Source organism: Membranihabitans marinus (assembly GCF_019802045.1).
Taxonomy (GTDB): Bacteria; Bacteroidota; Bacteroidia; order Chitinophagales; family Saprospiraceae; genus Membranihabitans; species Membranihabitans marinus_A.
In genome coordinates this window covers 1-13172 of the sequence record NZ_JAHVHU010000031.1, presented here as the reverse complement: position 1 = coordinate 13172, position 13172 = coordinate 1, and the positions used below count along the sequence as shown (strand labels likewise).

Genomic DNA, 13172 nt, shown 5'->3' with positions numbered 1-13172 from the left:
GCAAGTTCATCCTTGTCTGCAATCTGATTGACCAATTCATCGAGTAATTTTTGAGTTTGATCTTTCATAGTATAAAGTTTTTAGACTCACAAAATCAGATCAATTCCGCTCAACACAAAATTTTTTGGAAAGTCTTCTTGAACTCCACAAATACACAAACTACTTGACAGTCCCTTAAGTTTGATTAATCCATCTAATTTCCGCGAATTCACCAGTATTCTCCTAGTCTGATTTACTGGTTTTGATCGGGCTTATTTATCTCTGAAATTTATTTTGGACGGGTGTGACCTCAGCCTCGACCTACCTTTATCAGTATCTCATTCCATCAATCTCATCCCAGATCTCAACATCAACCGGAATGCCGTTTTTCATATTTTCTTTTCGTCGCTGGAGCGTCCGTTCGCCGGGATAATAGACCGCTTCATCACCTCGTCCCGTTGCATGGATGTGGTCAATGATGGTATCCGCAGCATTCTGGTAAGCGGATCCAGTACCTGCCTGATCCATATCGATGCAAAGAAACAATTGTGAGAGCCCGGTTTCATATTTCTTTTGCCCGATCTCATGGCTGGCTTGACCATCCGCCAATAAACTCACCATGAGATCCATCACAATACTCAGTCCCGATCCCTTCCAATACCCGGCGGGCAACACCAGACCGCCGTCCAATATGGCTCCCGGATCTTTGGTCAATTCGCCGTGTTGATCCCAGCCGCCCGGAAAAGGGAGTTGCTTTCCATTTCTCTGACTATCTTCCATCTTTCCGTACGAAAACTGGGAAGTGGCCATATCCAGCACAATGGGACCCTGATCCCTGGGGACTGCGATGACGAGGGGATTATTCCCGATCGTGGGAGTCTGTCCGCCCCAGGGTGGCAAATTGGGAATGGTATTGGTCATGCAGATGGCCATGCAATTTTGTTCGGCAGCTATCCAGCCGTACGTGCCGGCCCGCATCCAGTGGTTGGTATTTCGGAGTGCTACGCCGCCCATTCCTTTGGATTTCGCCAATTCGACAGCCCGCCTGATCGCTTGATCCGCATTGGGAATACCGGCGCCTCGGTGTCCGTCCCATCGTTCCCAGCTTCCGAATGGTGTAACGAGTTCTGCTCGTGCTTTCGGATTGATGTATCCTTGGTGGACATATTCCACAAATCGCGGAAAACGGTTCAATCCGTGAGATTCGATGCCATCACAGCTCGACTGAGTATGGGTATGCGCAATCAGGTGCGCTGTGTTTTCATCAAAACCCAACCCTCTGGTAATACCATACAAACGGTGCTCGATTTCTTGAAACGGGAGGTTAATTGCGGCGTTTTTAGCTTTCATTGCTTTTTAGTTTTTTGACGAATGCTTAAAGAATAATATTTCTCGCTGATTTCGCTGAAATTCGCAGTGTAATCTTCTAACCATGTCACCCTAATCCATTTACCTGAATCATTAATAAAGATTGTAGTTGCCATATTGTATAATCACCGAAGATCTCAAAGAAAGCCCTATTTCCAAATTGTCTGCCGGGTTAAGCGGAACGCTGTTCAAAACCAAAATTATGCAAATAAAAAAGAAACTTCTGTTGAATTTTATTGCTCTTACTTTTGAAGTTCCGAACCTACGACTCTCAAATTATTTCAATCTTTTATTCCCCCGGGTGAAACCGGGGGCTATAATATCTGGTCGAGCTTTCGGCTCTGCCAATTGGTCCTGTTAGAGCGCCCTAGTCCGGAAAATTCATGGTTTTTGATTTATTCAAGGAGTTAGTAACGCTGCAGATGTATGAATCAAAAGTCAAACATCACCCAAAATTGGGCTATGTAATATGCCCAATTTTGGAAATTAAGCAATTGATTCATTGCATATTATGCATTATACTAGATTGACGTGGTGAATAAAGCGGGCTAGGCTCGAATTAGTTGGTAACCATGGGTTTTACCCCGTGGTTCAAATGGTAAAATAATAAATGAGAGCCATCGGTTCGGAAGATATCTATGCCCAATCGCTGATTTGTGTGCGTAATACGTTGTCCTTAGTAATCAAATATCAACCATTATTATCATCAATCATCCATCATTGACAATCATATCATTCGTTCGGCACATAATCAATTTCCATAAAATCAACGACCTCCTTTTTCCATACATTTTCCACGAAATCCACATGATCGGGGTGATTGTTGTAAAAGTCATACCCCGCCTGATCTTCGAATTGCATGATCAGACCAAAATCAAAGTTGTTTTTGGGACTGACTTCTTTGACAGAACGAAGATTATGAACCGTCTCAATGGCGCCCAGATCAACGGCTTTTTGAATGAAGGCTTTTTCCTCTTCAGATCCTTTGGGGTGTTTGAGTTTAAAATAAACCGTGTGTGTAATCATGTTATCGCTGGTTTGAGGAGCGCCGCATTGCATCACTGACAAAGCAAGTAGCAAGGTGGCTCCAATAATTAAAATGTTTTTCATCGTTTAAAAAGTTTTAGGCGTTAGTAGTAAAAGTAACATAGTTAAATCTTCTCATGAAAAAACTGGCTACGAATTCACATAACCAAGAAACATCATGGAGTTTTGTGATCTGAACCGCTATCAACGCACCGTATATCCGCCATCAATCACAATAGACTGGCCGGTAATACCGGCTGCTGATTCACTGCAAAGATAAAGCGCTGTTTGCACGATTTCTTCTGTGTCGATTAATCGCTTTTGTGGAACCAAAGGGAAAATTACCTCTTCCAGTACTTTATCTGCCGTGGTATTCCGGGTACGGGCGAGATCCTCAAACTGTCCCCGGACCATGGCGGTGTCCACATAACCCGGGCAAATGGCATTGGCGGTGATGCCGTCGTCTGCCCCTTCCAAAGCCGCTACCTTGGTCAGTCCGATCAGCCCATGTTTGGCGCTGTTGTAAGCTGCTTTCCCGGCAAACCCGATCAGCCCGTTAATGGAAGCAATGTTTATAATCCGGCCATACTGCTGTTGTTTCATGAGTGGAATAACCAGTTTTGACAACATAAACGGCCCCGTGAGCATGATGCGGATCATCTCCTCAAATTTTTCCACTGGAAAATCCTCGATTAAATCGACATGCTGGATCCCGGCATTATTGATCAGAACATCCACGCCACCGTACTCTACTTTGGCCTGGGCTACGGCAAACTTAACTTCCGATTCTTTCGTCACATCACATCGAACCCCCGTGACCTGAAAACCCTCGAGCTCCAGTTCGGAAGCTCTTTGGAGGACTTCTGATTCATTGATGTCGGTCATCATCACCCGGGCGCCTGAACGTGCAAAACCCAGGGCGAGCTGGAGGCCAATCCCGTGAGCAGCTCCTGTAATTAATACGTTGCGTTCATGCATTTTTTTATGTGAAACCATGGCCTGTTTTTATGTTAAAATGATGGGCATCTGATAGCACATTTTTGTTCAATTTTTAAAAACTTCCTTATTCAGCGGATTGAGAAATATAAGGAAAAATATCATGCCAAATGCCAGTTCATAAACTTCCCACTTGCGTTCGGCCGGAATGACCAATACGATACCTGTGACCAGTAAAAAAATAATGGTGTGATGCCAATGGACTACGGGCACGGCAAATCGATCAAATAAATCCTGCACCCATTTTATCCGACGATATAATATGGGTGTTATAATGAGGTAAACGACCATAACTAAAGTGAGCAATTGGCTGAAAATCAATTTGTTGATTTTTGTCTCACCGACGACCAGATTATGAAGATTGGTTTCGCTCTGAGCATTGCGTTCCATAAAATATTCGTTGGTTTCCCACCCAAAAATACGTTGCCCCCAGGATATTTCTTCTCCTGCCGCAAAAAAGAATAAAATAGCAAACCCCGCCGTGCCGAGCAACCAGGTCCATGTATGATGGTTCCACTGACGGAATAATCGAATGCCACATAGTATGGATACACCCAATAAGGCCACAGTAGTCAGGTTTTCAACGAAGCCATCCTCATTAGCAAATCGGGTATTGAACGCTGTTTCATCCCGTAAACCAATAATAAGGGCCACTATAAGAATGAGCCCCAAGAAGAGATATACCCATCGATCAGTTTTGGTGATCTTACCCATCTGGAAGGCGGCGTATTTTTTATTTTGCATGATACATCAGACTTTACCCGGGGGTTAGCCTCCAATTTGAAGGATTCCCCAGGCCAGCAATATAATCAATCCTATGAATATCCAACTCAACCCAAATCCAATCAGGTCCTCGCGGTACCGCTGAAAGAAATTCTTCCAGCGATCTTTACGAAACCAGCCCGGCAAATCCAAAAGAAGCAGATCATCGCCCGTCTCTGAAGCCAAGGGCGGTTTTCCATCTGGTCCTATGGTATCCGAATCTGATTTGCGGCGCATTTCATCGAAGAATTTTTCAATGCGTTTGGGATCCTCCGGTTTTGTCAATAGACTGACGATAAAAAAAGCAGCAAAACCCAAAAGCATCGCCCAACCAAAAGGGGCGGGTAGCCATTTATACACCAAAACCAATTCACCCGTGTCTGAATAATTGATCCAGTAATAACTGACCAAAGCAACCAGCACTGCAGCACCAGCTCCATATCGATTTGCTCTTTTCCAGATCACCCCGCCGAGGAATATTATTCCCACAAACGCGGCAATGGTTTCGGTGAATAAGAAAGCATGGAGCACATTATCAATACTCAATGCAAAAAGTACTGCTACGAGTGATAGAACCAATCCGGAATATCTGCCCATGGTGAGCAGCTTCCGGTCCGGTGCCTCCGGATTGATGTATTCTTTGTAAATATTTTGAGTAAATAGAGCCCCGTTGTTGACCATAAAAGTGGAAAGTGATGACATATTTGCCGCAACGATAGCAGCAAACATCAGCCCGAGCAATCCGGGACCAAGGAGTTCCCGGGCTCCATATCCGAAAGCGTATTCCGGATCCTCCAATGTCACGCCATGTTTGATGACCATTGCGGCAACGATCAGACCGGTGAGCGCCCATCCGATCGTGACCAGCCGCTTGACCAGTGAGCCAAAGGTCTGTCCGATCCGTCCGGCGCGCTCTGTATTTCCCGTACCGCACATGGCCACCATATGCGGCTGAGCGGTGATGCCAACCATCCCATTGACTGCCAGCATAGCCAGGGTGAATCCGTCGATACCACTGGTACTGTTCATCAAATCAAAAAAGTCCTCAGGAAGCACTTCCCGCATGCCACTAAAACCACCTACGTCATTCAACCCCAAAGGAATCAGCATGATGGACAGCACAATAATTAACAAACCCTGAAAAAAGTCCGTGTAGGCTGCGGCGATGAGCCCTCCCGCAAAGCTGTATACGATAAAAGCGACCGTCATGGCCAGTACCACGCCGGTGGGTGAGATCATATTATCGCTCAGCACCGAGATTACTTTAGCAGCGCCTTGCAGCATGGCCCCCATGATAAACACAAAGAACACCATGGCAAAGATGGAATACATCAAACCTATTATCTTCCCATACCGATCTTCGATAATATCACCCACCGTGGTTCGATTACTCCGACGGTAAAAGGGAGCAATCAACCAATAGAATGGTGTGATCAGCATGTTTTTCCATTGGTACCAGATGGTTGCAAATCCCAGATTGTAGGTCACACCGGTCTGGGCTACCGGCATTTCAGCATGGGTTCCGGTGCTAAAAGCCTGCCCCATCATGATCCACCATTTGAATTTTCGGTTGCCCCGGAAATAATCATCGCTGCTTTTGATCCGTCTGGAAATCCACAAACCAAAGGTAACGATACCGATAAAATAGCCAATAAGGATGATGTAGTCGATTAGGGTCATAAGGTTACGATGATTTCAAAGAGGGCTAATATAACTTTTTATTTCAATGCGAAATTGAAAATTGATGATTTTTGGTCCGATTGGCTTGAAAAACAAACAAAAGTTGGGAAGAATAGCGGGGGCGACGGGCGATCATCAGTTCGTATAATATAAATATGACGGAATATTTTCATATGAAGAACCATTAATAAATAGCTCTGGCAGACCGGGTTCATATTTGCATTAGGAGATTGACGCCTGATGCAAGTATATAGTTTCAGTTTGCTGAGTAAAACAAATAAAAAGTGCACTCGTATAATTTCAGAGGGATTAATCCCCTTTAACGTTCTTTTTGCAAATAATAGTAGTAGCCTTCTTATATTTGCAGAATCAAAATTTTATTGCAAATTATTAATTTCAATCCCATGAAACGAACTATTACTTTTACTCTATGTCTATTGTTTTTATTTCAATGCCCGGTTTTATTTAGTCAACAGGTTCAAGGAGAAAAGAACGAATCTCTGGTCGAACTCAATTCTGATCTATCTGGAAAGATGATGGATCCGAGTCACTACATCCGGAAGTCTTCCCTGCTATTGGATGAAAAGAAAGCGGGAAATATTAGGGACCGCCAGTTGGTTCTTGGCGCCTCTATCATCGGATTGATGGACTACCAGAAAAGCAACATGGATGATAAATTTGGTTACCTGATGCGTCATCCGACGTCTAACAATCAAATCGGCAACACAGTCACGGAAGCGGTACTGCATTCGTTTCAGGTTGGCGTGACGGCTTCAGTCAATAACTGGATCAGCATGTATGGAGAAATCCTTTATGATCCGCAGCAAAGTTTCGGGCCCGGAACGATTACTGCTTTGACCCGGAATCAATTGCAACTGAGAAAAGGAATGATCATTTTTGGTGATCTGAGTAAATTTCCTTTATACGGTGCGATAGGGAAGATGGATACACCATTTGGAGATATGGGTACCGTGAGTCCGTTTACCAACACCTCTTCCTGGCACGCTTTTGCCGGATTGAGTTTTGGAGCGGAACTGGGATATAAAAGGGCCGGATTGCACGCTTCGGTTATGGCTATCCAGGGCGGTTCGCAGTTCCGGGCAGCCCATACAGGTGTGAACGGGACCAATGTTCCATCCCGCTTGAATAACTTTGCCGCAGATGTGAATTATACCTTCCCGGTTCTGGGACATTCCAGCATCCAGTTTGGGGGGTCTTATATGCTGGGAAGTGCGTATTGTACAGGTTTTCCGATTACACACTTTGGAGAACCTGTGCGGAACAACCCGGCGTATTCTGCTTACACGAATGTACATTTTGCCGATCGTGTTTTGTTTAAGGCCGGATTTTCCAAGACATTTGATACCTGGCCAGGTAGCTACAATCCCAATCCACCGCTAAACCAATACTATGAGTCCAAAGTATCTTCACTCAATGCGGGTGTTAAGGTCAACCTGAATCCACAGGGTCAAACCAAGTTTGCTTTAACCGCAGAGTATTCTGATTTTCGAACGGGTCCGGAAGGAAGCCCCTGGGAGCGTCAAAACCAGAAGATTCTGGGCTTTGAAACAAAAGTAGTCGAATCCTCCATTTTGTTTCTCGAAGTATTTAGCACGGAAGGATATGTGCCCTTGAACTTCATGACCGGTGGAAATATGCCTTCCCCTGGTGAAACACACAGTGAACGGGATGCTTTTAGCAACGGGTTGGTCTTAGGTGCCCGGATTGTACTTTAGACCCTTACCAAAAAAGAGCCTACGTTCCCTACGATCAGCGTACACAAGATGACGTGGATTCAAGTTTATCAACTTCAAGGCTCTATATATAGCAAGTTTGGGCGTTATTCCTGTTATGCGGGAGGAAGAATGTAAAACCAAAAGAATTAATTTTTCTGTGTAATCAGATACTATTTTTGAGGAATGCGACGGATCGTGCCACTGTAAAACCGCAGTGAAACGTACAGTTGGATATGGATATGCCAAATAATTTATTATATTCGTTAGATACACTTTGTATTCGATTCATGATCGAACAAGGTGTGCCGATCAAATTATTTGAAATTAAAACATTCCACAATGGGTCAAAAGAATAAAAACTTACCCGGCAGTATCATTATTTTTTTATTGGCAATAATGTATCTGGGAACTGGCATTAGCAAATTAATTCAAGCAGATGCGCAAGTCAATGATTTTGAAAGCTGGGGATATTCTCCGGGTTTTATGCTGGTGATCGGAGTTGTGGAGTTGCTGGGTGCGATAGGACTTATCATTCCGCGGACCCGTTTTGTGGCCGTTCTGGCTTTGGCGACATTAATGCTGGGGGCCATTGGTACACACCTGATCAATGCAGAGTACTTGCGTGCACTACTTCCTCTTATTTTGTTGGTCTTATTGGTGTATGTGCTTCTCAGAAATAAAGCCACCATTCAAGATGCGAATTTGACAGAGAAAGATCAGGTACAGTATTAGGGATTATTGATGATGGTGAACTATGAATGGGTTCCTCTATTTGTATGGATCCTTTCAAAATCTTTAACTCAGCTTCCTTATTTTCAGCTTAGTCCTATCAGAGTTTCTCTGCTTATTTTGCGTTAGCCAGGTAATCAGAGACACGGGCAAAGTATGCGATGGCTTCACGGATTTCCGGAACACTGTTCATCCAATTGTGTTCATATTCTATAGACAGATGCCCGTCAAATCCCTGGCGCTTCATCTCGTGCATCACACCGGAAATATTGCTTACCCCAAGGCCCCATGGAACATCGTGTGCGCTTCGTTCCCCAAATTTGTTCATGTCCTTAAAATGAAAACTAAGAAGTCGTCCTTCCACGGTCTGGAGGCTTTCGATCGGGTCCAGCCCGGACCGAACCCAGTGCCCAATGTCGGCACATACGCCGATCAGCTCACTGCGTCCTTCCAGTAAATTCATCACAATTTTAGGATGCCAGTACTTAGAAGGGATAGGGTGATTGTGGATCGCTACTTTGATGTCATATTTTTTGCAAAGTGATTCGACGAGATCCAAGTCACCATAATCGGGTTCAGAAGTTATCACTCCGATGCCCAATTCTTTAGCAAATGTGAAGAGTTGATTCCAGTCCGCTTCATTGTGTCCTTTGGTCACGCCAAATGCGACCGGCGTAATGCCTTTGGATAGAAGCAAGTTTTTGAGTTGTTGCCTTTTCTCCGCGCTCATTCTAAAATCAGTTTTCCCTTCGATGCCTGCACCGATGGTTTGTCCACCATACATTTCCACGTATTTGATGCCAAGGTCATTGAGCTTGTCGAGGGTCTGTTCCAGGGTAAATTCTTTGAAGGTATAAGCCTGTGAGGCCAGTTTCCATCCCATTTTTTCCGCTCCGGAAAAGTCCTGAGCCTGAATTGGCAGATAAGAAAGGGTGAAGATCAATCCGAATAAGAAGGGTTTAAATACGTTTTTCATCGGTGGGTATTCTATGTTTGATTAATAGAACAAGTATACCGATTTTTATTGGTAATTACCTTCTATCGATGAAATGACTCTCTTTCAACTTCCTTTTTCACCAATCAGTTCACTCTGTTAAGGTATAAAAGCAATATCACACATATTATGTTGTGCATGAAAAGCAATTTATATGTATATTTGTAGTCATGGAAAAGCAATTTGAATATTTTAACCAGTTAATTCAAGCTACCAGTCTCTATTACATAAGGCCGTTGATCCAATTTCTGGAAAAACCAAATCGTTTGGTCGGAATCAAAGGAGCACGCGGCGTAGGTAAAACAACCTTACTCCTTCAGTATGCAAAACAATCCTTACCCTTGGATCAAAGCACGCTGTACATTAGCCTGGATGATCCTTTGTTTCTTACACATTCTTTAGTGGACTTTAGCAGCGATTTTGTGAAATATGGAGGCAGAACGCTCTTGATCGATGAAGTTCATCGATATCCATCATGGTCAAGAGAATTAAAATTTATATATGATTCTCATCCCCAATTGAGGATCATATTTACCGGCTCTTCGGTCTTACACATTGATTCTTCCACAGCGGATCTCAGCAGAAGAGCAGTGATAAGAACGTTGTACGGATTATCTTTCCGAGAATATTTGAATTGGAATTATGACCTTGAGTTAAAGAGTTATACCCTAGAAGAGATTATTAAAAGTTCCAATACCATATCTCATAAAGTTGTAGGAAAAATTAAGCCTTTGAGTGTTTTTGATGAATACTTAAAACTCGGTTATTATCCTTATTCGATTGAAAATTCAGAATTTTATCTGGAAAAACTACGTGAAACTGCACGAATTGCTATTGAGTCTGATATCAGGTCCTATCATGAACTCGGACCGGATATGGTCTTATTCCTGATCAAATTTTTATCAATTCTGGCTGATTCAGTTCCTTTCATTCCAAATATCAGCAAGCTAAGCCAACGCATCGGGACATCCCGCAATACCATTATCAAATTATTGCACCTTCTGGAAGATGCACAATTAATCCATCGACTATACAGACAATCGTCTGGTATTACCCGTCTGCAAAAACCGGACAAAGTATTTCTAAATGATACGAACTTAATGCACGCGCTTAGTTGGTCAGAAGTTAACCGGGGTGCTTTGAGGGAAACCTTTTTCGTGAGTCAGGTTAGACAGGCTTATCCCATCCGTATAGCTTCTCAGGGCGATTTTGTGGTCAATGATAAATTTACTTTTGAAGTCGGTGGGCCACATAAAAAGCAGTATCAGATAGTAGCCCTCCGGCACGCATACATTGTTGCTGACGGAATAGAATATCCCGTGGGACAGAAAATACCATTGTGGCAGTTTGGATTGGTGCGTTAATTTAACCTGGATTTGAATATAGACATATAATTGGTACGCTCGATATAGCCAGACCAGACGTCACCAAAAAGGAACACGGTTATAACTGTAATAAAATCATTATCAGTCGGTATAATGACGGCAACACCCTTAGTAGTGTGACCTGGACTAGTACCGATATGACCTTTAAAGCCGATGAGAAAGACGACAGTGAAGTGCGTCATGATGGCACATGGGATGAAGCTGAGTGCAATATCACCGAATAAATCACCTGGCGGTTGGGCAGCATTATCAATTGAATGCCGTTTGTAAGAATGAACTCAATGCATGAATAAAAAAAGCCACAAAATATCAGTAACTTCATTAATCCTACTACTCTACCTTTTGACTCCCCAAATTGGTTCCGGGCAAGCACTTTCAGGCTGGGTACTGGACTCTCTATCGGGAGAGCCCCTGGTCAATGCCAATATCTGGGATGCGCAAAGTGAAAAAGGCACAAGCACCGATGGATTTGGCCGATTTCATCTCACGATCAATGAGGGCACCTCCCTATTGATCGTGAGTTATGTCGGCTATATATCCGATACAATATCGGTCAAAGAATTGCAAAATTTTGAGTTAACGTTCCGGCTTCAGCCAACTGCCATCGATCAAGTCACGATTTCTTCTCATCGCGTGAATGCTGGAGAACAGTTTGGTCGCTTCCAAATTCCGATCCAACAATTGAATAACATCAATTTTATACTGGGGGAACAGGATTTACTGCATAGCCTGGCTGGACTACCCGGCGTGAGTCTGGGTGACATGGCCAGTAATGGACTGATGGCACGGGGCGGTAAGACGGGACACAATCTGATCCTATTGGACGGAGCGCCAGTTTATAATACCAATCATCTACTGGGTATGTTCTCGACCTTTAATTCTTCCATCGTAAAAAATGTGGATTTCTACAAAGGTGGCTTACCGGCACGTTATGGGGGAAGGTTATCTTTAGTTATTGATGTCTCCACCCGGGAAGGGAATCGGGAAGAATTCAAATCCGATCTTAAGGTGGGTCTGATTAACTCCGGATACAATATCGAAGGGCCCATTGGTAAATCGGCTTCTTTTATAGGAACATTTCGGGCTTCATACCTCGGGTTGGTCGTTCTGCCGCTGAAGTGGCTATATAATTCAGGTCAAATCGATACTTATGTGAATTACTGGATGTATGATGGTAATCTGAAATTTAATTGGCATCCTTCGGAGAACGATCACTTTTATGCCAGCTTTTACATAAGTCAGGATGTCACCCCCATATACAGTGGCACCTTTGATGCTCAAGATGAATCAGGGACTGAAAATCGACTCAAATGGGGCAATAATGTGCTGAGTGTCCGGTACAGCAGGCAATGGAATCATCATCTTTTTTCAAAACTACAAGCATATAGCTCTGGGTATTCCAATCAACAATCCACCTTCAATAGAGATTATGAAGGAGGGAGTATTTCCTCAGAAGTAAATTACAACGAACGATCAAGCATACGGGAAACCGGACTGGTCAATCAAAACGACAAAATCCAGTCCATTATGCCGTATATGAAGGTAAAGCATATTATGACAGTCCTAAAATCAATGAAGTAAGTATGGGACCGATCTATGTTGAGAATCCCGGGTCATCTTGTGATGCAGATGCTACTTTTATCAGTAATAGGTGTAAAACAGCCGACTCATTTAAAGGTGAATATTACATAGATCTCTATAAGAGTACACCAGGAGTATGGGAGGATGAATTTCTGCCCAAAGAATACATATACATGGAAGTCGGACAGGTTGAGCCCCGATATAAGACATACATTGAGAAAAATGATGCTTCCGATGAACCTTTTATCGAGCCGTCCTTAGACACCGGTAATGCACAAGGGGGCTATGGGTTTATCGTGGGTTGGAATACGGTGTCGTTTACGTACCAGTTATAATTGTAAAAAGTACTCATTCAACTCTGAAATCACCGATAATTATATTTATAGGGAAAGTAAAAAGGTCACGAAAGCTATTGAGCTAAATTACAAAACAGATGATGAGGTGCGCCTTACCATTGAGTATCAATTGGACCAGTCAAATAGAGCAGTTCTGGTCTTGATGTTGGAAAAGTAGGCGGAGCATCTAGCTCCGGATGTGTTTAGTGCTACAAGAACGAAGTTCGTATGTTAAATTGGGGGATCGGTAAGCTTGTGGGCGCGTCTGGAGCGTGGGAAAGATTGCCGAGCCCATAGCTTGATGAATTTAGTTCCGCTTGAATTGGCTGTTGTTAATCTCCCGGGCAGCTGAAAGCCCGTCTGCAGACAATTTTAAATTTGAATGAAGCCAGGCAGGCTCCATTCAACCCAGGTTTTGGAATGCTAAAAACATACCCAGCTTCTGGCGCAGAATAATTTCCAACAGCGGGATGCATTTGATAGGGCTTGTTTAAAATTTTGTGTATTCGCTCAAAATTGATTCTGATTTCATGAGTAAAGTTAAATAATCATTTTATGACTTTCACCCGATCCGGGAATAAGATAGTCAGTTGGTTAAAAA

At 43.4% G+C, this 13172-nt stretch carries 11 protein-coding genes; 5 read left to right on the top strand and 6 right to left on the bottom strand.

The features are described 5' to 3' along the window. Window positions 1-309: 309 nt before the first annotated feature. The 5 genes from yiaK to KUV50_RS19190 all read right to left on the bottom strand — a co-directional run bounded on the left by yiaK (window position 310) and on the right by KUV50_RS19190 (window position 5811). Window positions 310-1329 (bottom strand): 3-dehydro-L-gulonate 2-dehydrogenase, encoded by a 1020-nt coding sequence (gene yiaK / locus KUV50_RS19210; protein WP_222581834.1) that lies wholly within the window; start codon window positions 1327-1329, stop codon window positions 310-312. Window positions 1330-2079: 750 nt separating this feature from the next. Continuing rightward, on the bottom strand, window positions 2080-2457 hold the full coding sequence (locus KUV50_RS19205; protein ID WP_222581833.1) for a Dabb family protein: 378 nt from the start codon (window positions 2455-2457) through the stop codon (window positions 2080-2082). Window positions 2458-2577: 120 nt separating this feature from the next. Continuing rightward, window positions 2578-3369: a 3-hydroxybutyrate dehydrogenase gene (locus tag KUV50_RS19200; RefSeq protein WP_222581832.1), complete on the bottom strand. Its 792-nt coding sequence runs from the start codon at window positions 3367-3369 to the stop codon at window positions 2578-2580. A gap of 48 nt (window positions 3370-3417) precedes the next feature. Next, on the bottom strand, window positions 3418-4113 hold the full coding sequence (locus KUV50_RS19195; protein WP_222581831.1) for a hypothetical protein: 696 nt from the start codon (window positions 4111-4113) through the stop codon (window positions 3418-3420). Between the two features lie 24 nt (window positions 4114-4137). Further along, window positions 4138-5811: a sodium:solute symporter gene (locus KUV50_RS19190; protein WP_222581830.1), complete on the bottom strand. Its 1674-nt coding sequence runs from the start codon at window positions 5809-5811 to the stop codon at window positions 4138-4140. Between the two features lie 404 nt (window positions 5812-6215). On the opposite strand from KUV50_RS19190, the gene KUV50_RS19185 reads away from it, so the two are divergent. Both KUV50_RS19185 and KUV50_RS19180 read left to right on the top strand, forming a co-directional pair. Continuing rightward, window positions 6216-7547 (top strand): hypothetical protein, encoded by a 1332-nt coding sequence (locus KUV50_RS19185; protein WP_222581829.1) that lies wholly within the window; start codon window positions 6216-6218, stop codon window positions 7545-7547. A gap of 339 nt (window positions 7548-7886) precedes the next feature. Beyond that, window positions 7887-8279 (top strand): DoxX family protein, encoded by a 393-nt coding sequence (locus KUV50_RS19180; protein WP_222581828.1) that lies wholly within the window; start codon window positions 7887-7889, stop codon window positions 8277-8279. A gap of 112 nt (window positions 8280-8391) precedes the next feature. Here KUV50_RS19180 and KUV50_RS19175 read toward each other — a convergent pair whose 3' ends face one another. Beyond that, entirely contained in the window at window positions 8392-9252 is an 861-nt protein-coding gene (locus KUV50_RS19175) for a sugar phosphate isomerase/epimerase family protein (protein WP_222581827.1), read from the bottom strand. A 188-nt stretch (window positions 9253-9440) separates the two neighbouring features. On the opposite strand from KUV50_RS19175, the gene KUV50_RS19170 reads away from it, so the two are divergent. The 3 genes from KUV50_RS19170 (at window position 9441) to KUV50_RS19160 (ending at window position 12571) form a co-directional block, all read left to right on the top strand. Then, window positions 9441-10634: an ATP-binding protein gene (locus tag KUV50_RS19170; RefSeq protein ID WP_222581826.1), complete on the top strand. Its 1194-nt coding sequence runs from the start codon at window positions 9441-9443 to the stop codon at window positions 10632-10634. 306 nt (window positions 10635-10940) lie between these two features. Then, window positions 10941-12236 (top strand): TonB-dependent receptor, encoded by a 1296-nt coding sequence (locus KUV50_RS19165; RefSeq protein WP_222581825.1) that lies wholly within the window; start codon window positions 10941-10943, stop codon window positions 12234-12236. Window positions 12237-12238: 2 nt separating this feature from the next. Then, entirely contained in the window at window positions 12239-12571 is a 333-nt protein-coding gene (locus KUV50_RS19160; RefSeq protein ID WP_222581824.1) for a hypothetical protein, read from the top strand. Window positions 12572-13172: the final 601 nt, after the last annotated feature.

Coding starts and splice junctions, on each gene's coding strand:
- KUV50_RS19195 (WP_222581831.1), bottom strand. CDS start 4,113: ATGCAAAATAAAAAATACGCCGCCTTCCAGATGGGTAAGATCACCAAA.
- KUV50_RS19190 (WP_222581830.1), bottom strand. CDS start 5,811: ATGACCCTAATCGACTACATCATCCTTATTGGCTATTTTATCGGTATC.
- KUV50_RS19170 (WP_222581826.1), top strand. CDS start 9,441: ATGGAAAAGCAATTTGAATATTTTAACCAGTTAATTCAAGCTACCAGT.
- KUV50_RS19200 (WP_222581832.1), bottom strand. CDS start 3,369: ATGGTTTCACATAAAAAAATGCATGAACGCAACGTATTAATTACAGGA.
- KUV50_RS19180 (WP_222581828.1), top strand. CDS start 7,887: ATGGGTCAAAAGAATAAAAACTTACCCGGCAGTATCATTATTTTTTTA.
- yiaK (WP_222581834.1), bottom strand. CDS start 1,329: ATGAAAGCTAAAAACGCCGCAATTAACCTCCCGTTTCAAGAAATCGAG.
- KUV50_RS19205 (WP_222581833.1), bottom strand. CDS start 2,457: ATGAAAAACATTTTAATTATTGGAGCCACCTTGCTACTTGCTTTGTCA.
- KUV50_RS19175 (WP_222581827.1), bottom strand. CDS start 9,252: ATGAAAAACGTATTTAAACCCTTCTTATTCGGATTGATCTTCACCCTT.
- KUV50_RS19165 (WP_222581825.1), top strand. CDS start 10,941: ATGAATAAAAAAAGCCACAAAATATCAGTAACTTCATTAATCCTACTA.
- KUV50_RS19160 (WP_222581824.1), top strand. CDS start 12,239: ATGGGACCGATCTATGTTGAGAATCCCGGGTCATCTTGTGATGCAGAT.
- KUV50_RS19185 (WP_222581829.1), top strand. CDS start 6,216: ATGAAACGAACTATTACTTTTACTCTATGTCTATTGTTTTTATTTCAA.